Source organism: Acidovorax radicis N35 (genome assembly GCF_000204195.1).
In the GTDB taxonomy this organism is placed as follows: Bacteria; Pseudomonadota; Gammaproteobacteria; order Burkholderiales; family Burkholderiaceae_C; genus Acidovorax; species Acidovorax radicis.
Map to the genome: position 1 here is coordinate 1 of NZ_AFBG01000014.1, position 18,496 is coordinate 18,496.

At 65.3% G+C, this 18,496-nt stretch carries 15 protein-coding genes; 8 read left to right on the top strand and 7 right to left on the bottom strand.

Annotated elements, in window-relative coordinates; all coding sequences use genetic code 11:
• From ARADN35_RS25820 to ARADN35_RS0103745, 6 genes are all read left to right on the top strand, one after another.
• On the top strand, nucleotides 1-519 hold a 519-nt coding region (locus tag ARADN35_RS25820), incomplete at its 5' end, for an EAL domain-containing protein (RefSeq protein WP_010459157.1).
• On the top strand, nucleotides 516-3,029 hold the full coding sequence (locus ARADN35_RS0103725) for a putative bifunctional diguanylate cyclase/phosphodiesterase (protein WP_010459159.1): 2,514 nt from the start codon (nucleotides 516-518) through the stop codon (nucleotides 3,027-3,029). The genes ARADN35_RS25820 and ARADN35_RS0103725, both read left to right, overlap by 4 nt.
• A 37-nt stretch (nucleotides 3,030-3,066) precedes the next feature.
• Nucleotides 3,067-4,278 (top strand): FAD-dependent monooxygenase, encoded by a 1,212-nt coding sequence (locus tag ARADN35_RS0103730; protein WP_010459161.1) that lies wholly within the window; start codon nucleotides 3,067-3,069, stop codon nucleotides 4,276-4,278.
• Nucleotides 4,279-4,572: 294 nt separating this feature from the next.
• On the top strand, nucleotides 4,573-6,495 hold the full coding sequence (locus tag ARADN35_RS0103735) for a PrkA family serine protein kinase (protein ID WP_010459163.1): 1,923 nt from the start codon (nucleotides 4,573-4,575) through the stop codon (nucleotides 6,493-6,495).
• Nucleotides 6,496-6,574: 79 nt separating this feature from the next.
• A complete protein-coding gene (locus tag ARADN35_RS0103740; protein WP_010459165.1) occupies nucleotides 6,575-7,840 on the top strand; it encodes a YeaH/YhbH family protein in 1,266 nt (421 codons plus the stop codon).
• The gene (locus ARADN35_RS0103745) at nucleotides 7,837-9,465 is read left to right on the top strand and encodes a SpoVR family protein (protein WP_010459167.1); all 1,629 of its coding nucleotides are present in this window, start codon (nucleotides 7,837-7,839) and stop codon (nucleotides 9,463-9,465) included. The genes ARADN35_RS0103740 and ARADN35_RS0103745 overlap by 4 nt, the downstream gene beginning before the upstream one ends.
• Nucleotides 9,466-9,656: 191 nt before the next feature.
• Here the strand turns inward: ARADN35_RS0103745 and ARADN35_RS0103750 are convergent, their stop codons facing one another.
• On the bottom strand, nucleotides 9,657-10,019 hold the full coding sequence (locus ARADN35_RS0103750; RefSeq protein WP_010459169.1) for a MerR family DNA-binding protein: 363 nt from the start codon (nucleotides 10,017-10,019) through the stop codon (nucleotides 9,657-9,659).
• A 110-nt stretch (nucleotides 10,020-10,129) separates the two neighbouring features.
• On the opposite strand from ARADN35_RS0103750, the gene ARADN35_RS25825 reads away from it, so the two are divergent.
• Nucleotides 10,130-10,582 carry a hypothetical protein gene (locus tag ARADN35_RS25825; RefSeq protein ID WP_010459171.1) on the top strand — a complete coding sequence of 151 codons (453 nt, stop codon included), beginning with the start codon at nucleotides 10,130-10,132 and terminating at the stop codon, nucleotides 10,580-10,582.
• Here ARADN35_RS25825 and ARADN35_RS0103760 read toward each other — a convergent pair.
• A complete protein-coding gene (locus ARADN35_RS0103760; protein ID WP_085940290.1) occupies nucleotides 10,554-11,732 on the bottom strand; it encodes an MFS transporter in 1,179 nt (392 codons plus the stop codon). The two genes, ARADN35_RS25825 and ARADN35_RS0103760, sit on opposite strands and share 29 nt — an antisense overlap.
• Before the next feature lie 734 nt (nucleotides 11,733-12,466).
• On the opposite strand from ARADN35_RS0103760, the gene ARADN35_RS0103765 reads away from it, so the two are divergent.
• Nucleotides 12,467-12,829, top strand: a complete 363-nt coding sequence (locus ARADN35_RS0103765; RefSeq protein WP_010459175.1) for an MliC family protein — start codon at nucleotides 12,467-12,469, stop codon at nucleotides 12,827-12,829.
• A 149-nt stretch (nucleotides 12,830-12,978) separates the two neighbouring features.
• Here the strand turns inward: ARADN35_RS0103765 and kynA are convergent, their stop codons facing one another.
• The 5 genes from kynA to ARADN35_RS0103790 form a co-directional block, all read right to left on the bottom strand.
• Nucleotides 12,979-13,866 carry a tryptophan 2,3-dioxygenase gene (kynA, locus tag ARADN35_RS0103770; protein ID WP_010459177.1) on the bottom strand — a complete coding sequence of 296 codons (888 nt, stop codon included), beginning with the start codon at nucleotides 13,864-13,866 and terminating at the stop codon, nucleotides 12,979-12,981.
• A gap of 179 nt (nucleotides 13,867-14,045) precedes the next feature.
• On the bottom strand, nucleotides 14,046-15,356 hold the full coding sequence (gene kynU / locus ARADN35_RS0103775; protein WP_010459179.1) for a kynureninase: 1,311 nt from the start codon (nucleotides 15,354-15,356) through the stop codon (nucleotides 14,046-14,048).
• An 88-nt stretch (nucleotides 15,357-15,444) separates the two neighbouring features.
• Nucleotides 15,445-16,095, bottom strand: coding sequence for an arylformamidase (gene kynB, locus ARADN35_RS0103780; RefSeq protein WP_010459181.1), 651 nt, complete (start codon nucleotides 16,093-16,095; stop codon nucleotides 15,445-15,447).
• Between the two features lie 239 nt (nucleotides 16,096-16,334).
• Nucleotides 16,335-17,762 carry a sensor histidine kinase gene (locus ARADN35_RS0103785; RefSeq protein WP_010459183.1) on the bottom strand — a complete coding sequence of 476 codons (1,428 nt, stop codon included), beginning with the start codon at nucleotides 17,760-17,762 and terminating at the stop codon, nucleotides 16,335-16,337.
• A complete protein-coding gene (locus ARADN35_RS0103790; protein ID WP_010459185.1) occupies nucleotides 17,759-18,424 on the bottom strand; it encodes a response regulator transcription factor in 666 nt (221 codons plus the stop codon). Before ARADN35_RS0103790 ends, ARADN35_RS0103785 begins: the two co-directional genes overlap by 4 nt.
• Between the last annotated feature and the right edge of the window lie 72 nt (nucleotides 18,425-18,496).

Genomic DNA, 18,496 nt, shown 5'->3' on the forward strand with positions numbered 1-18,496 from the left:
GCCCGGCAGTTCCGGCAAACCGGGCTTCGTGGCAGAAGTGCTGCAGACCTCAAGAGCCACAACGCCGACCCCCGCAAACTCAAGCTCGAACTCACCGAAAGCCTGCTGCTGGGAGACATCGAAGACACCATCGCCCGCATGGTGCAGCTCAAAAGCGAAGGCGTGGGGTTTGCGCTGGATGACTTCGGCACCGGCTACTCCAGCCTGAGCTACCTCAAGCGGCTGCCGCTGGACCAGGTCAAGATCGACCAGAGCTTCGTGCGGGACGTGCTCTCGGACCCGAACGACGCGGCGATCGTGAGGACGATCCTGGCGCTGGCCAAGAGCCTGGACCTGGAGGTGGTGGCCGAGGGGGTGGAGACGACGGGGCAGCTGAGTTTTCTGAGGCTGCATGGGTGCGAGGGGTTTCAGGGGTTTCTTTTTGGCCGGCCGGTGCCTATCGACGTGTTTGCGCGCGAGCACCAGCTGGGCCTGTTCGCACAGCCTGCGGTGGCCCTTCCTGAAGGGCGCAAGCCATGACCGGCCCCGGCATTCTCTGGGTCGACGGCGATACGCAGCATGCGGCGTCGGCGCGGCACCTTATCTCAGCGCGCTACCCGGACTGGCGTGTGGTGAACAGCCCCACGCCCGAGGCGGCCCGGGCACCGCTTGCGTCGCAGGCGTGGGATGCCGTGGTGCTGTGCCTCAAGCCTTCGGTGCAGGACTTGCCCGGCGTGCTGGAGCTGTGCGCGGGCCGCCCGGTGCTGATGTGCATCGATGCCCACCAGGAGGCGCTGGCTGCACGCGCGTTCCGTTGCGGGCTGGGGGACTACATGGTGCGCGAGGCCGACGGGGTGGCCCACCTGGTCGAGCTGCTGCACCGGCTGGCCGTGCTGCTGCAAGGCGCACAGGGGCGGGGCCAGCCCGGGCGCATGGTGGACGCCCGCGTCTGGCAAGAGGCGCTGACTCTGCTGCAGGAGCAGCGCACGGCCCTGCAGGCCACTTTGGCCAGCATGAGCCAGGGCATCTTCAAGACAGCGGCGGACGGCAGCATCACCGTCTACAACCAGCGCGTGCTGGAGCTGCTCAACCTGCCCGAATCGTTGATGGCCACGCGGCCCACACTGGCCGACCTGACGCGCATCCAGGCGGAGCGTGGAGATTTTGGCGAAGGCCATCGCCTGGTAGACCGGCGCGGGCACGACTACGTGGCGGGCGGCGCCGTGGCCCCCGCACCGACTGTGTACTGGCGCACCACGCGCGATGGGCGCACCTTCGAGGTGCGTACCACCGACCTGCCCGATGGTGGCCTGGTGCGCACCTTTGCCGATGTGAGCGACTATGTGCGTGTGGAGAATGAGCTGCGCGAAAGCGAGGCGCGCTTTCGCTCGCTGAGCGATCTGTCGTCCGACTGGTACTGGGAGCATGATGCAGAAGGCCGGTTCGTGCAGCTTGCGGGCGATCTGAGCGTCAACGGCATCCCGCTGTCGACCGTGATGGGCCGCACACGCTGGGAGATCGGCGCGCTCAACATGACCGAGGCCGACTGGGCGGCACACCGTGCGGTGTTGCAGACCCATCAGCCGTTTCGCGACCTGGAACTGCAGCGCCAGCGGCCAGATGGCAGCATGCACTGGATCTCGGTCAGTGGCGTACCCGTGTTTGACGCGCAGGGCGCGCTGTGGGGCTACCGGGGCGTAGGCCGCGACATCACCGAACGCAAGCGGGTGGAAAGCCAGATTGAGCAGCTGGCGTTCTACGACGTACTCACCGGCTTGCCCAACCGCCGCCTGCTGGTGGACCGGCTGCAGCGCGCCACGGCTGCTGTGGTGCGTTCAGGAGCGCAAGGGGCCTTGTTGTTCATCGATCTCGACAACTTCAAGGACCTCAACGACACCCTGGGCCACGACACCGGCGACCAGCTTCTGGTGCAGGTGGCCCAGCGCCTGAAGGCCTGCGTGCGCGAGGCCGACACCGTGGCCCGCTTCGGCGGGGATGAATTCGTGGTGCTGGTGGAGGGCCTGAGTGCGGATGGCCCCCACGCCAGCGCTGAGGCCGCGCTGGTGGCCAGCCACATCGCCACCACGCTGGGCAAGCCCTATGCGCTGGGTGAGACGGGCCACCACAGCACGCCGAGCATCGGCATTGCGCTGTTTGGCCAGCAGACCGTCAGTGTGGACGAACTGCTCAAACATGCCGACCTGGCCATGTACCAGGCCAAGGCGGCGGGCCGCAACACCCAGCGCTTTTTCGATCCCGACATGCAGGCCGCCGTCAGCAACCGATCGGCCCTCGAGGCCGACCTGCGCCGGGGCTTGCAGGACAAGGAGCTGGCGCTGTACTACCAGCCCATCGTGGACGGCAAGGGCCGCCTGCTGGGGGCCGAGGCGCTGGTGCGCTGGAAGCACCCCCGGCGTGGCCTGGTGTCGCCGGCCGAATTCATCCCGCTGGCTGAGCAGACGGGTCTCATCCTGCCGCTGGGGCAGTGGGTGCTGGAGGCCGCCTGTGAGCAACTGGTGGTGTGGTCCCGCAGCTCGCTCACAAGGCAGTTTTTCCTGTCGGTGAATGTGAGTGTGCGGCAGTTTCGCCAGCCCGATTTTGTGGAGCAGGTGCTGGGTGCCCTGCAGGCCAGCGGGGCCAACCCTGAGCGCCTGAAGCTGGAACTGACCGAAAGCCTGTTGCTGGCCGATGTGGAGGATGTGATCTCGCGCATGGAATACCTGCGGCGCTATGGCGTGGGCTTCTCGCTGGACGACTTTGGCACCGGCTATTCGTCGCTGAGCTACTTGAAGCGCTTGCCGCTGGACCAGCTCAAGATCGACCAGAGTTTTGTGCGCGACCTGCAGACCGACCCCAACGACGCGGCCATCGTGCGCACCATCCTTGCGCTGGCGCACAGCCTGGACCTGGCCGTGGTGGCCGAAGGCGTGGAGACGACGGGGCAGCTTGAATTCCTGCAGCGCCACGGCTGCCAGGCGTTCCAGGGCTACCTGTTCGGCCGACCCATGCCACCGGAGATTCTGGAGCGAGCGCTGCGGCCTGCGTTGTGACAAAGCCGCTACGCCACGCAGGCGCGACAATGGGCGCATGAAGAAACAGGTTCTGGTGGCAGGTGGTGGCATCGGCGGGCTGGCGGCGGCGTTGGGCGCATCGCGCGCGGGATGGGATGTGCGGCTGTACGAGCGCGCGGCAGCGTTCAGCGAAGTGGGCGCTGGCGTGCAGATCGGGCCGAACGTGGTGCGCCGCCTGCAGGCCTGGGGCCTGCAGCAGCCGTTGCAGGCTGTGGCCGCGTTCCCCAGCCGCTTGCAGGTGCGCAACGCCGTCAGTGGCAAGGAACTGGCCGTGCTGCCGCTGGGCCCCACGGCGGTGCAGCGCTATGGCGCGGCCTACGCCACCATCCACCGCGCCGACCTGCATGGGCTGCTGCTGGCCGCTGTCACCAAATACACCGACACGCAATTGAATCTGGAGCACGCCATTGACGGCTTTGTTGACGGCGATGGGGTTGTTACCGTGCGCACCAGCCGGGGCAAAGAGGTGGAAGGGGATGCGCTCATTGGCGCCGATGGCCTGTGGAGCCGCACCCGCAACCAGCTGCTGGGCGCCGTGCCGCCCCGCGTGACTGGGCACCTGGCCTACCGCGCGCTGGTGCCACAGCATGCGCTCCCCGATGCGCTGCGCACCGGCCAGGTCACCGCCTGGCTCGGCCCGCGCCTGCATGCCGTGCAGTACCCTGTGCGCCGGGGCGAGCTGCAGAACATCGTTGTCATCGTGCAGGGCCCCGCGCCGCAGGATCTGGAAAGCTGGGACCATGCAGCCAACGTGGCAGGCCTTGACCACGCCCTGCAGGGCACCTGCACCGCGCTGCAGGATGTGGTGCGCAGCGTCAGCACCGCGGGTGGCCCCGGCTGGCGGCTGTGGCCGCTGTGTGACCGTCCGCCGGTGCAACATGCGGGCGAGATGGCCCAAGGCCTGGTGGGGCTGCTGGGCGATGCCGCCCACCCCATGCGCCCTTATCTGGCCCAGGGTGCGGGCATGGCCATTGAAGACGCTGCCGAGCTGCAACGTGCGCTCGCCATGCACGACCTCGACGTGCCCCTGCGACTCACCCGATACGCCCTCAACCGATGGCAGCGCAATGCGCGTGTGCAGGCCCGCTCCACCCGCAACGGCCGCATCTTTCATGCCACGGGGCCCATGCGCTGGGGGCGAGACCTTTCGCTGCGGTTGCTGGGTGAAAGGGTGCTGGATGTGCCCTGGCTGTACCGGGGCGACGGGTCGAGCGCCAGTTCGCTGTGATGCTCTTTATTTGGTAGCTCCTCACGCTGGATGGCCGGGCTCTCGCGTCCAGCAGGCTGTTGTGCCAGGGCATCATTGGCAACGTGCCTTGGAAACCCGGTGTGTGGTGAACTTTGCGCCGTGTGCCGTGCTCTATCCCTGTGTATGCATGCTGCGAAAAAGCGTTGTTTGCATGGACAAATACCCTGTTCAATGGCGGGCCGTGGTGCTACAAAGGGCTAAGCCGGTAGCGATTCCCACTGCAACACCGTGGCACCACCCGAGCCCGCCGGGGGTGCCGCCACAGGAGGTCGTATGGATGCCATCAGCAGTTTCACCGCGCGCTATGCCCGCAGCCGCGAAGAGGAAATGTCGATTGACGAGTACCTCGCCGAGTGCAAGCGGGATCCCATGGTCTACGCCACGGCAGCCCAGCGCATGCTGGCCGCCATCGGCGAGCCCGAGATGGTGGATACGCGCAACGACCCCCACCTTTCGCGCCTCTTTGCCAACAAGGTGATCAAGCGCTACCCCACGTTCACCGAGTTCTACGGCATGGAAGATTCCATCGAACAGGTGGTGAGCTTTTTCCGCCATGCCGCGCAGGGGCTGGAGGAGCGCAAGCAGATCCTTTACCTGCTGGGACCCGTGGGCGGAGGCAAGAGTTCGGTGGCCGAGCGGCTCAAGTACCTGATGCAGAAGGTGCCGTTCTATGCGCTCAAGGGCTCGCCGGTGAACGAGTCGCCGCTGGGCCTGTTTGATGCGGTGGAGGACAGCCCGGTGCTCGAAGAGCAGTTCGGCATTCCCCGGCGCTACCTGCAGCATGTGCTTTCGCCCTGGGCGGTCAAGCGGCTGGAGGAGTTCGGCGGCGACATCCGCCAGTTCCGGGTGGTCAAGCGCTACCCCAGCATCTTGAAGCAGGTGGGCATCGCCAAGACCGAGCCGGGCGATGAGAACAACCAGGACATCTCCAGCCTGGTGGGCAAGGTGGACATCCGCAAGCTGGAGACTTTTGCGCAGGACGACACCGACGCCTACAGCTACAGCGGCGGCCTGTGCCTGGCCAACCAGGGCCTGCTGGAATTCGTCGAGATGTTCAAGGCGCCCATCAAGGTGCTGCATCCGCTGCTCACTGCCACGCAGGAGGGCAATTACAAGGGCACGGAGGGTTTTGGTGCCATCCCGTTTGACGGCGTGGTGCTGGCCCACAGCAACGAGAGCGAGTGGAAGGCGTTTCGCAACAACAAGAACAACGAGGCTTTCCTCGACCGCATCTACATCGTCAAGGTGCCGTACTGCCTGCGCGTGAGCGAGGAGACCCGCATCTACGAGAAGCTGATCCGCGAATCCTCGCTGGGTGCCGCCAAGTGCGCCCCCGGCACGCTGAAGATGATGGCCCAGTTCTCGGTGCTCACGCGCCTCAAGGAACCCGAGAACTCCAGCATCTTCAGCAAGATGCAGGTGTACGACGGCGAGAGCTTGAAGGACACCGACCCGCGCGCCAAGAGCTACCAGGAATACCGCGATTACGGTGGCGTGGACGAGGGCATGAACGGCATCTCCACGCGCTTTGCGTTCAAGATACTGTCCAAGGTGTTCAACTTTGACAGCGCCGAGGTGGCGGCCAATCCGGTGCACCTGATGTATGTGCTGGAGCAGCAGATCGAGCGCGAGCAGTTCCCGGCTGAGCTGGAAACCAAGTACACCAGCTACATCAAGGAGTTCCTCTCGCCGCGTTATGCCGAGTTCATCGGCAAGGAGATCCAGACGGCGTACCTGGAGAGCTACAGCGAATACGGGCAGAACATCTTCGACCGCTACGTCACCTACGCCGACTACTGGATCCAGGACAACGAATACCGCGACACCGACACCGGCGAGGTGTTCGACCGTGGCGCGCTCAACGCCGAGCTGGAGAAGATCGAGAAGCCCGCAGGCATTGCCAACCCCAAGGATTTCCGCAACGAGATCGTCAACTTCGTGCTGCGCGCGCGTGCCAACAACCAGGGCAAGAACCCCAGCTGGACCAGCTACGAGAAGCTGCGCCTGGTGATCGAGAAAAAGATGTTCTCGAACACCGAAGAGCTGCTGCCCGTGGTCAGCTTCAATGCCAAAGCCAGCGCCGAGGAGGCGCGCAAGCACGAAGATTTCGTCACGCGGATGGTGAACAAGGGCTACACCCCGAAACAGGTGCGGTTGCTGTGTGAGTGGTATTTGCGCGTTCGCAAGAGCAGCTAGCGCAGCGGCCAAAAAAGCTCTTGAAGGTTTTTGCCAGTGCATCCCACCGGGGCACTGGTCTACGCAGGGGAGCAAGGGGATGGCACTGCAAATCATCGACCGCAGGCTCGCAGGCAAGAACAAATCTGTGGGCAACCGCGAACGTTTTGTCCGCCGCTTCAAGGAGCAGATTGCGGACAGCGTGCGCCGTGCGGTGTCGCAGCGCGGCATCCGCGACATCGAGCAGGCCGAGAGCATCACCATTCCCAGGAAGGACATCGGCGAGCCGGTGTTCCACCATGGGCAGGGCGGCATCCGCGACGTGGTGCACCCCGGCAATGCGGACCATGTGCGCGGCGACCGCATCGAGCGGCCCAAGGGGGGCAGCGGGCGCGGCTCGCAGGCCAGCGACAGCGGGGAGGGCGAAGACGATTTCACCTTCACGCTGACCAAGGAAGAGTTCATGCAGATCTTCTTCGAGGACCTCGCGCTGCCGCGCCTGCTGCGCACGCACATCGGCGAGAACCCGCAGTGGAAGTCGCGCCGCGCCGGCTATAGCCAGGACGGAATTCCCAACAACCTGGCAGTGCTGCGCACCATGCGCGGGGCCCTGGGGCGGCGCATCGCCCTGGGCAAGGCGTCGCACCGCGAGTTGATAGCGCTGCAGCTGCAGCTCGACGCCCTGCTGGCACAGGACGACGGCACCAGTGAGGCGGTGGCCGAGTTGCAGCGCCGCATCGACGGGCTTGCGGCGCGCATCGGCCGGATCCCGTACCTGGACCCCATCGATTTGCGCTTTCGGGCCCGTGTCCAGGTGCCCGTGCCCAACAGCCAGGCGGTGATGTTCTGCGTGATGGATGTCTCGGGCTCCATGGACGAGGGGCGCAAGGAGCTGGCCAAGCGCTTCTTCATCCTGCTCTACCTGTTCCTCACGCGGCACTACGAAAAGATCGACATCGTCTTCATCCGCCACCACACCCAGGCCGCCGAGGTGAGCGAGGATCAGTTCTTCCACTCCACCGAAAGTGGCGGCACGGTGGTCAGCAGCGCGCTGGTGCTGCTCGACCAGATCATTCGCGCGCGCTACCCGCAGGGTGACTGGAACGTCTATGTCGCCCAGGCCAGCGATGGCGACAATTTCCCCAATGACAGCGGCAATTGCCGCAACCTGCTGGTAGATCGGATCCTGCCGCTGGTGCGCTACTTTGCCTATGTGCAGGTGACCGAGGTAGAGCAGAACCTGTGGGATGAATACAGCCAGTTGCTGCCGCTGTTTTCACACTTCGCCATGCGCAAGGTGTCCGAGCCGGGCGACATCTACCCCGTGTTCCGCGACCTCTTCAAGAAAGAGGGGGTGCAGGTATGAACATGACCCAGTATCCGGTGCTGGAGCGCCGCTTGCGCGACAACCCGTGGAAGGCCGCCGCCGTGGGCGAGCGCCGCCACCGTGCCGCGCCAGAGCAGCTTCTGCCTGCCGGGGAGCGGCCCGCGCAGCCGCTGCCCGATCCGAGCGACTGGACGTTCGAGCTGATCGACCGCTACCACGCCGCGATCGCCGCCACCGCCGAGCGTTTTGGGCTCGATACCTACCCCAACCAGCTGGAGGTCATCACCGCCGAGCAGATGATGGATGCCTATTCCAGCGTGGGCATGCCGGTGAACTACCGCCACTGGAGCTACGGCAAGGAGTTTCTGGCCACCGAGCGGCGCTACCGGCGCGGGCACATGGGGCTGGCCTACGAGATCGTCATCAACTCCAACCCCTGCATCAGTTACCTGATGGAGGAGAACACCACCGCCATGCAGGCACTGGTGATTGCCCATGCCGCCTATGGGCACAACAGCTTCTTCAAGGGCAACTACCTGTTCCGCATGTGGACAGATGCTTCCTCCATCATCGACTACCTCGTGTACGCCAAGGACTACGTCGCCCAGTGCGAAGAGCGCTACGGCTTTGACGAAGTGGAGCAACTCGTGGATTCTTGCCACGCGCTGGCCAACTTTGGCGTGGACCGCTATCGCCGTCCCTCCAAGAAGAACCTGACGCGCGAGCGCCTGGAGCGCGAGCAGCGCGAGGCCTACGCCCAGCAGCAGGTGAACGAACTCTGGCGCACCCTGCCCACGCGCCCCGGCAAGGATGGCACGGCGCAGGAGCACAACCGCTTTCCGAAGGAGCCGCAGGAAAACATCCTGTACTTCATTGAGAAGAACGCGCCACTGCTGGAGCCCTGGCAGCGCGAGATCGTGCGCATCGTGCGCAAGATCGCGCAGTATTTCTACCCGCAGCGCCAAAGCCAGGTCATGAACGAGGGCTGGGCCACCTTCTGGCACTACACCTTGCTCACCACGCTGTACGACGAGGGCCACCTCAGCGACGGCCTGATGATCGAGTGGCTGGGCTCACACACCAACGTCATCTTCCAGCCCCCCGTGGGCCACCGCGCCTACAGCGGCATCAACCCCTACGCGCTGGGTTTTGCCATGTACCGCGACATCCAGCGCGTCTGCCAGAACCCCACCCCGGAGGACCGCCGCTGGTTCCCCGACATCGCGGGCACGCCCTGGCTGCCCGCGCTGGACCATGCCATGCGCAACTTCAAGGACGAGAGCTTCATCGGCCAGTACCTCAGCCCGCACCTGATGCGCGAGATGCGCCTGTTTGCCCTGCACGACGACACCAGCCAGAGCGAGCTGGTGGTCAGCGAGATCCACGACGAGAACGGCTACCGCAGCCTGCGCCAGATCCTGTCGCAGCAATATGACCTGGGCACGCGCGAGCCCAACATCCAGGTCTGGAACGTGAACCTGCGCGGCGACCGCAGCCTGACCCTGCGCCACACCCAGTACCAGGGCCGCCCGCTGGCCGACGACACGCAGGAGGTGCTGCGGCATGTGGCCCGCCTGTGGGGCTTTGGCGTGCAGATCGAGAGTGTGGACGCCTACGGCAACAACCCCGTGCTACTGCACTCGGTGGCCGCATCTGCCGCGTGAGCCGGTATGGAAGGTGATGGCAGCGCCATGTGTGGGTGCAGGCCTGCTGGACGCCCAGGGGCCAAGTTCCAGTTCATTGCAAGGACCGATTGCTATTGAAAATATAGCTATTGACGCTTGATGGATAAGCGCCAGGGCCTGTTTTTGTCAAATTTTTGTGACAACCCCGGGTGATGGAGCTGCTGCGCCCTTCAGGCGACCGTGGCCCCACGCAGCGGGCAATCGGTAGCCACACGCTCGGCCAGTGTCTGGCGCAGGGCTTGCAGCGCGGCGATGCGTGTGTCGATCTCCTTCAATTTGACCGCCAGCACCTGGGCCAGCGCAGGGCCTGGGTCGGCGGCGTCCCAGATGGCGGGCAGCCGGTCGCCAATTTCCGCCAGCGTAAAGCCCAGCTGTTGTGCGGTGCGGATGTACTGCACCAGCATCGCCGTTTCGGCCGGGTAGTCACGGTAGCCGTTGGCCAGGCGCCGTGAACGGATGAGACCCTGCTGCTCATAAAAGCGCAGGGCCTCGCGGCTCAGGCCGGAGGTGGAGGCGAGTTCACCAATCAGCATGGGGATGTCCTTGTGGCGTGAAAACAAATGCCACCCCTGAAAGTGGCTTGACCCTGAAGCGTACTTCAGGGCTGAACCTCGGGGCTTCTTTCATCCCAACGTTGATCCCCATGTCCCTTTCTTCAATTTCTACTCCGCGCTACCTGCGCATCGTGCGCGCCAGCGGCTGGTACGACCTGCTGGTGACCTGGCCGTTTGCGCTGCCGTGGACCTTTGCCTGGCTGTATGCCCAGCTGGGCCTGTTGGCCGCCCAGCTGGGCCTGCCAGGCACCTTGCATCCGTTGGATACCACCCACATGCTGCTGGCCAATCTGCTGGGCTCGGTGGTCGTGGTGTGGTCTATCGCGCGCATCGCTGCGCCCACCGTGTTGTTGGGGCGGCTGGATGGCGTGGCCCGGGTTCTGTTTTCGGCCTGGCAGATCTACGCCGTGGCCCACGGCGCCAATGCCATCGTGCTGGGGTTCACGCTGTTTGAGCTGCTGTTTGGCGTGCTGCAGTGGTGGCGTGTGGCGGATGCCCCGCAGGCTCCCAAGATCAGCGCGCAGGCGCTGGCAGGCACCTGAACGCCAGGGCGCCCGCCGCCAGCATGGCGGCAATGGTCAGCATCACCGCCACATACGGGTCGGCACCCTGCGCGGCGGCGATGGAGGCGGCCACGCCGGTCATCCACTGCATCAGCGCCACCCCGAGGAACAGGGCCATGGTGAACACCGCCATGGCACGCCCTGTGACGGCGGGGGCATAGGCCGAGCGCACGTCCGAATACTGCAGCACCATGTAGCCCGACAGCAGGCCCACGGCGATGGCGCCGCCCACGTCCAGCCACTCCCGGTGCAGAAAGCCGATGGCCGCGAACAGGGCGGCCAGCAGCACGGTAAAGCCCGTGATCCAGCGCCTGCGCCGTGTGGGCCCCGGGTCCAGGCGGCCGAAGAAGGCTGGGCTGAACAGTGACACCAGCGATGACAGCATGGCCACGTTGCCGCTGGCCACCAGCGAATAGCCGTGCCGCTCGATCAACAGCGGCCCCAGCCACAGCCCGCGCAGTGTGAGAAAGGAGGCATACGTCGTCAGCGCCAGCAGCATGATGCCGGCGGTGTGCGGCAGCAAAAACAGCGCGCCAAACCCCCGTACCGCCTGCAGCACCGATTCGCGCGGAGGGGCGTTGTGCGTCGGTTGCGGGGGCTCGTGCACCTTCCAGAAAATCAGCAGCCACGCCAGCGCGGCCAGGCCAGCCAGCACGGCAAAGCCCATGCGCCAGGACGATAGCTGCACCAGCCAGGCCAGCGGCGTGCCCGTGAACAGCATGCCGAGCCCGCCCACGCCCATGGCCACCCCCGACACCATCGCAAACCGGCTGGCGGGAAAGTAGCGCGCGATGAACACCGTGCACACCAAAAATGCGGGCGCGCAGCCCACGCCGATCAACACCTGCCCCAGCAGCACCCCGCCATAGCCGGGCGCCAGCGCCGACAGCACCGAGCCCGCAATCGCCAGCGGAAACGCCGCCAGCAGCGTGCGCCGCACGCCGTACAGGTCGATGCCGATGCCCATGAACAGCTGCATGGTGCCGAAGGCAAACGCAAACGCGCCTGCAAACACGCCCAGCGCCTGTGCCGACAGGCCGAACTCCGCCTGCAACCCGGTCGCCATGATCGCCGTGATGGTGCGAAACGCCTGGCTCAGGCCAAAGCCGGAGACCAGCGCGAGCAGCATGACCCACGCGGTGCGCGCAGGCAGAAGCGGTGGTGCGAAAGGGGAAGGGGGCGCTGGCAAGTGGGGGCTCCAGAAACAGCGGTTCCCGGGCCATGTGCCGGGGACGCTCTCTCCAGCGAGGGTACCTGCAGATCGGGACGGGCGCTGTCGCCGGTGCGGGTGGCTGTTGAACGCGCGGCTTCACATCCGGCGCCCGGGTCGTCTCCAACCCGTGTTCAAGGCCGGTTATGGGTCCCCGCAGCCACTTCCTAGGGTATGTCCTGATCCATTGCAGGCCGCGCACCACGCCCCCCTGCGGGGGTGCTTTCTTTGCAACAACTGCTTGCAATCCAGCAGTTGTGCGGCGGATTGTGCTGGCCTGTATTCCCAATAGGCGCAGGTCAAAGGGCTTTTTGCACCGTCATGGAGGCGCCACAGGCCGGGGGCAGACTTTAGAGGAGGCTCTCGACGTGGGGATCACCCCAATGACGGGGCAGGGGCCCTGGGGCACTCTTGTGGACACGCCTCGCCGGGTGTTGGGAAAGTTCTGAAGTCGGTGGTTTCGGTCTCTCGCAAGCAGTCTGGACAGATGCGCACAGCTCGGTGTTTTCACAAAGGCGGCGCAGGCAGGTGGTAGTGGCAAGGTTTGTGCTTGGTGGCAACCAGGGGCCTGTGTGGCCGGTGGCCCCAAGGTGTTGGATGTTGCAAGGTTTTCGGGTGTGCCGCCAAGGCCACCGCGATGTCAGGAGTGACCGATGAAGAAGATGGTTTCGCTGGGTTCGGGTGCGCTGGTGACCCTCATGCTGACGGGATGTGCAAGCCAACCCCCTGCACTGCAGGCTTTCTCCGAGCCGACAGACCGCAGCAGCATGCAGTTTGCCTGTGGCAATGGCGAAAAGGTGGAAATGCAGTTCTACCCCGATCAGGGGCGCAGCGTGCTGCGGCGCAGCGGCTGGACGGTAGACCTGCCCAAGCAGGCCGCTGAAACGGGCTATGCCTTCAGCAACGGCCCAACGACGGTGCTGGGCAAGGGCAACGAGCTGACCATCCAGATTGGTCACCTGGCACCGATCTGGTGCCGCAGCAACCGCCCCATGATGGTGGCGGGCGTGCAGTAATCCCCAATTCGTTCGCCGGTGGGCGAGCCCTGTATTTGGCAGGGCGTTGTAAAAATAATAGCTGCCAACGCTGATACATAAAGCGCTGGCGGCTATTTTTATGCCCAACGCCCCCGTTGTGCGGGCATGGGCAAGAGGCTTTCAGACCCTTAGAGGTCCGTGCGCAGCTTCCAGATCTCGGGGAACAGCACCACGTCCAGCATCTTGCGCAGGTAGCTCACGCCCCCGGTGCCGCCCGTGCCGCGCTTGAAGCCGATCACGCGCTCCACCGTCGTCACGTGCCGAAAGCGCCACAGGCGGAACGCGTCTTCCAGATCGGTGAGTTCCTCGCCCAGCTGGTACAGGTCCCAGTGCTCCTTGGGGTTGCGGTACACCACCAGCCAGGCCTGCTCCACGCCATCGCTTTCCGCATAGGGCAGCGTCCAGTCCCGATCCAGGTGGCTGGCGGGCACGGGGATGCCACGGCGCGCCAGCAGGCGCAGGGCTTCGTCGTACAGCGAGGGGGCCTCGTACGCGGCCTGCACCTGGGCCAGCAGGTCGGCGCGGTGCTCGTGGGGCTTGAGCATGGCGCGGTTCTTGTTGCCCAGGGCGAACTCGATGCTGCGGTATTGGTAGCTTTGAAACCCGCTGGACTGGCCCAGGTACGGGCGCATGGCGGTGTACTCGGGCGGCGTCATGGTGGCCAGCACGTCCCAGGCGTGCACCAGCTGCTCCATGATCTTGCTGACGCGTGCCAGCATCTTGAAGGCCATCTGCAGTTCGTCGTTGGCAATGTGCGCAATGGCCGCGCGCAGCTCGTGCAGCATGAGCTTCATCCACAGCTCGCTGGTCTGGTGCTGCACGATGAACAGCATCTCGTCGTGTGCGGGCGACAGCGGTTTTTGCGCGGTGAGGATGGCATCGAGTTGCAGATAGTCGCCGTAGCTCATGGACTTGCTGAAGTCAAGCTGGGCGCGCTCCTCGTGCACGATGGATTCGGTCAGGGCGGAGGTCGGTGTTTGGCCGGTTGGGACGGTCGTTTGAGAAAAAGGGCACATCGTTGGGTCTCCGTTGCTTAGCAGGTGTGAAGGGGCCCGGCGTGTCCGAGCAGGCCGCACAAACGTGCTCCGTCTAGACGCAAAGTGCAGCCATAGCTCGGGCTATGGCGAGTATTTGCAACGACGATGGTGTGCGTTTTTGCGGAATGAGCGGGCATGGCGGGTTCGTTCGCACCTTCTTAGGTCACTGCGTGCGTCTGGTTGAACTCGGGGCGTTGCCACTCGGCCACCTCCAGCACCTGGCGCAGATGCTCCACCGCGTTCCACACGTCTTCAAAACCGATGTACAGCGGCGTGAAGCCAAAGCGCAGGATGTCCTTGTGCGGGCCTTTGCCCCCGTCACCCTTGCGGAAGTCACCAATCACACCGCGCGCAATCAGCGCCTGCACGATGGCGTAGGCACCGCTGCCCTGGCCATTGACGCCCGCGCCTTCGTCGCGCGTCAGGCACACCTGCGAGCCACGCTGTGCATGGTCACGCGGTGTGGCCAGGCCCAGGCCGTAGCCTGCGCAGCGCTCTTCCACGAGCTTTATGAACAGGTCGGTGAGTGCCAGCGACTTGGTGCGCAGCGCGGCCATGCCGCCCAGGTTTTCTGCGGCGGTGAACACATCCAGCCCGCACTGCAATGCCGACAGGCTGATGATGGGCTGGGTGCCGCACAGGTAGCGCGTGATGCCTGGTGCGGGTGTGTAGTCGGGGGTGAAGGCGAACGGAGCCGCGTGGCCCCACCAGCCCGACAGCGGTTGCCAGAAGCGATTGGTGTGGCGCGGATTCACCCACACAAAGGCCGGAGCGCCCGGCCCGCCGTTCAGGTATTTGTAGCCACAGCCAATCGAAAAATCAGCGCCTGCGCCGTTCAAGTCCACGGGCACGGCGCCCGCGCTGTGCGCCAAATCCCATACACACAAAATGCCCTGGGCGTGCGCGGCAGCGGTGATGGCCGCCATGTCGTGCATGGCGCCGGTGCGGTAGTTCACGTGGGTGAGCATCAACACGGCGACGTCGCTCGTCAGTGCGGCGGCGATCTCCTCGGGTTCTACCAGCACCAGCTCCAGCCCACGCTCCTTGCACAGGCCTTCGGCGATGTAGAGGTCGGTGGGGAAGTTGCTGCGCTCGCTCACGATGCGCTTGCGCGCGGGGTTGTCCTCGCGGGCGATGTTCAGCGCGGCGCTCAGCACCTTGTAGAGGTTGATGGACGTGCTATCGGTGCACACCACTTCGTCCTGGCCCGCGCCAATCAGCGGGGCCAGCTGGTTGCCCAGGCGCTGGGGCAGGTCAAACCAGCTTGCGGTGTTCCAGGATTTGATGAGGTCGGTGCCCCATTCGCGCGCCACCACATCGGCCACGCGCGCCGCAGCAGCCTTGGGCAACACGCCCAGCGAGTTGCCGTCGAGGTAGATCACGCCCGCAGGCAGGCTGAAGTGCGCACGCAGCGGGGCGAGCGGGTCTTGCGCATCGAGGGCGCGGCAGTCTTGGAGGGTTGTCGTCATGGCGGTCCAGGTCAGTTACTTCTGTTTTGATAGCTGCTTGCGCTTGTCTGGTAAGCGCTAGAGGCAAAAAATGCTTGAAATCAATGCATCACAATGCTCTGAGCACGGCGCGCACGGGCGACGCATCCGCCGTGGTCAGCTTGAGCGGCAGGGCGATCAGCTCGTAGTCGCCCTCGGGCACGTGGTCGAGCACCAGGTTCTCCAGCACCCGCAGGCCCCGGCGGCGGATGACTTGGTGGCTGTCCAGCGTCTTGCTGTCGGCCGGGTCGATGCTGGCGGTGTCGATGCCCACCAGCAACACGCCCCGGTCGGCCAGGCGCTCGATGGTGTCGGGGGCGTAGGCGGTGAGCTGGCCGTCCCATTGCGCGGGGGCCTGGGCGTAGGTGCGGACCAGCACGCGGGCGGGCAGGGCGCCATCGACAGCGTGGGCAATGTGATCCCAGGTGATCAGCGCGCCGCAGCCGATGGCGTGAACCACGCGGCACGGGCCGAGGAAGGCATCGAGCGATACATCGCCAATGGTGGCGCCCTGTGCGTCGTAGTGCAGCGGTGCATCGGCATGGGCGCCCACATGGGGCGACAGCGTGATGGCGCTGACGTTGACCGGACAACCCGGGCCGATGGTGGCGCACCACGCCTGGCTGTAGGCCGTGTCACCCGGAAACACGGGGCTGCCGGTGTGCACGGGCGGCGAGATGTCCCACAGCGGGCGGGCGTTGGAGGTAGGGCTTGCTGGCATGGGACAAAGTTTGCATGTCCCGGAAAAACCGTGGTGTCGGTTATTTCCAACAGCTCAGCAGTTTTTGTTGAGGCTTAAACGATCTCTGGGGTCGCAGATCCGGAGATGAGGCCGTCCATTTCTTCCGCCACAAACCCCACACGAAAGTGGGCGCAGCAGGTCAGGCAAGGGTGAACTTAGTCGGGCCTACAAGCGAGAAGAAACGGCAGGGGAAAACGGGGTGCGCTGTGCAGGCGTAGTCAGGCGCTGTGGGGGAGGGGAATGCCCACGAAAAATCCCACGCCCTGGCCGCTCAAACCTTCGCCTATCTGCACCTGCCCCCCCATGCGCAGGGCCGCCTGCCGCACGATGGCCAGGCCCAGGCCGGACCCATTGGCCGCATGGCCAAGGCCCCGGTAAAAGCGTTCGAACACCCGGCTGCGTTCGGTGAAGGGGATGCCAGGCCCGTCGTCCTGCACCACCAGGTGCAGCAGGGCACCGTCTTGCCGCAGGCCCACGGCCACATTGCCGCCGGCCGTGGTGTAGCGCACAGCGTTGTCGATGAGGTTGTGCACGATAGATTCGAGCGCGGGCAGGTCCAGCCGTGTGGGCAGGGTGTCGGGTGCGTCCAGCGACAGCTCGATCTGCCGCGCCATGGCCTGGGGCACCGCCTGCGCCAGGGCGGCGCGCAGCCACTGGGCCACATCAAGGTCACGCGGCGCAGGGCGCTGGGCTTCATCCAGCGCGGCCAGGTCCAGCAGCTGCTGCGCCAGGTGCGAGGTGCGGGCGATGGCCTGCTCCATGTGCGCCTGGGCCTGTGTACGTTCCTCTTCGATCTGCGAGCGCGCCATGACATGGGCCTGGGCCGTGATCACGGCCAGCGGTGTGCGGATCTCGTGTGCGGCGTCCTGCACAAAGGCACGTTCGCGCTCGACCTTCTGGCGCATGCGGGCCAGCAGGGTATCCAGCGACTGCTCCAGGGGTTTGAGCTCGCGGTGGCGCGCGTTGAAGCCCACGGGCTGCAGGTCGTCGGTGTTGCGGCGGGCAATGCGGCTGGCCAACTGCTGCAGGGGCTTGAGGCCGTTGCGCACCGACAGCCACACGGGCACCAGCACAAAAGGCATGGCCAGCAACAGATAGGGCAGGATGAAGCGCCCGTTGTAGGCCAGAAAGGCTGCATCCGTGCGTTTGGGCTCAAACACCTGCAAGGCCCAGCGGGCGTTGTGGCCGGTGTAGATGCGGTACACGGAGCCCTGTGCGCTGGCTTCGGTGATCACGCCCACCGCCTGAGGCTGCCTGGGGGGCAGATTCAGGGTCTTCAACTCGGGCGATGCAAACACCGGGTTGCCGGCTGCATCACTGAGTGCATGCAGTGTCTTGCCGGGAAAAATGCCGCTCTGGCGACGGCGGATGTAGGTCCAGGTTTCGGTAGAGGCGATGGCCGCTGCGGCGTGTGCGGGGTCGGTCAAGTCCTGCAGAGATACCAGCAGGGCGTCGCCATACTTTTGCAGGCCGGGGTCATTGGTGATGGTGTGTTTGTAAGTGATGAAGATGTAGCCCAGCAGCACTGCCCACACCAGCACAAAGGCCAGTACCACCGACACCACACTGCGGCGTACCAGCGTGGGTTCGGTCAGCCTTGTCCAGGCGCTGTGCGGCGTGCGTGGGTCCGTCATGGTGCGGGTCATGCCTGCAGCAGGTAGCCCACACCACGCACGGTGCGGATCAGCTCCGCCCCGATCTTGCGGCGCAGATTGGACACATGCACTTCGATGGCGCCAAAGTCCACGGGCTCGCCCAGTGGGTCCAGCCGCTGCGACAGCAGGCTTTTGGACACTACCACGCCAGGCTCGCGTGCCAGTTCCAGCAGCAGCTGAAATTCGCGTGGTGAAAGGTCGAGCGCCGCGCCACCGCGCTGCGCAGCGTGGCGGCGCGGCTCGATCACCAGCTCGCCCAGCACCCAGCGTTCGCTGGCCTGGCGTGCGCTGCGGCGCAGCACGGCGCGGATGCGAGACATCAGCTCGGCCGTGGCAAAAGGCTTGATCACAAAGTCATCCGCCCCGCCATCCAGCCCCGCCAGCCGGTCTTCCACGGCCGAGCGCGCAGTGATCACGATGATGGGCACCTGCCCGCCGTGCCCGCCCTGGCTGCGCCAGCGCGCGAGCAGGTCAAAACCACTGCCGTCGGGCAGCGTCAGGTCGAGCAGCACGCAGTCCACGGTGGTCGCATCCACCGTGGCGGGCGCGTCCACCGCACGGCGCAGCCATTCGCTGGTCAGGCCCTCCACCTTCAGCGCGGACTGCAGCGCGCGGCCCAGGTCCAGGTCGTCTTCGATGAGCAGGATGTGCATGGCGAGATTGTGGCGGGTGCGGTGCCTGCTGGGCGAGGCCAGAAGGTCCGCCTTTGGCTGGCGTTAAGGCAG

What these genes read in the sequence shown, in the direction of transcription:
- ARADN35_RS0103725 (WP_010459159.1), top strand. Translation starts at nt 516, where the DNA reads ATGACCGGCCCCGGCATTCTCTGGGTCGACGGCGATACGCAGCATGCG.
- ARADN35_RS0103730 (WP_010459161.1), top strand. Translation starts at nt 3,067, where the DNA reads ATGAAGAAACAGGTTCTGGTGGCAGGTGGTGGCATCGGCGGGCTGGCG.
- ARADN35_RS0103735 (WP_010459163.1), top strand. Translation starts at nt 4,573, where the DNA reads ATGGATGCCATCAGCAGTTTCACCGCGCGCTATGCCCGCAGCCGCGAA.
- ARADN35_RS0103740 (WP_010459165.1), top strand. Translation starts at nt 6,575, where the DNA reads ATGGCACTGCAAATCATCGACCGCAGGCTCGCAGGCAAGAACAAATCT.
- ARADN35_RS0103745 (WP_010459167.1), top strand. Translation starts at nt 7,837, where the DNA reads ATGAACATGACCCAGTATCCGGTGCTGGAGCGCCGCTTGCGCGACAAC.
- ARADN35_RS0103750 (WP_010459169.1), bottom strand. Translation starts at nt 10,019, where the DNA reads ATGCTGATTGGTGAACTCGCCTCCACCTCCGGCCTGAGCCGCGAGGCC.
- ARADN35_RS25825 (WP_010459171.1), top strand. Translation starts at nt 10,130, where the DNA reads ATGTCCCTTTCTTCAATTTCTACTCCGCGCTACCTGCGCATCGTGCGC.
- ARADN35_RS0103760 (WP_085940290.1), bottom strand. Translation starts at nt 11,732, where the DNA reads ATGCTGCTCGCGCTGGTCTCCGGCTTTGGCCTGAGCCAGGCGTTTCGC.
- ARADN35_RS0103765 (WP_010459175.1), top strand. Translation starts at nt 12,467, where the DNA reads ATGAAGAAGATGGTTTCGCTGGGTTCGGGTGCGCTGGTGACCCTCATG.
- kynA (WP_010459177.1), bottom strand. Translation starts at nt 13,866, where the DNA reads ATGTGCCCTTTTTCTCAAACGACCGTCCCAACCGGCCAAACACCGACC.
- kynU (WP_010459179.1), bottom strand. Translation starts at nt 15,356, where the DNA reads ATGACGACAACCCTCCAAGACTGCCGCGCCCTCGATGCGCAAGACCCG.
- kynB (WP_010459181.1), bottom strand. Translation starts at nt 16,095, where the DNA reads ATGCCAGCAAGCCCTACCTCCAACGCCCGCCCGCTGTGGGACATCTCG.
- ARADN35_RS0103785 (WP_010459183.1), bottom strand. Translation starts at nt 17,762, where the DNA reads ATGACCCGCACCATGACGGACCCACGCACGCCGCACAGCGCCTGGACA.
- ARADN35_RS0103790 (WP_010459185.1), bottom strand. Translation starts at nt 18,424, where the DNA reads ATGCACATCCTGCTCATCGAAGACGACCTGGACCTGGGCCGCGCGCTG.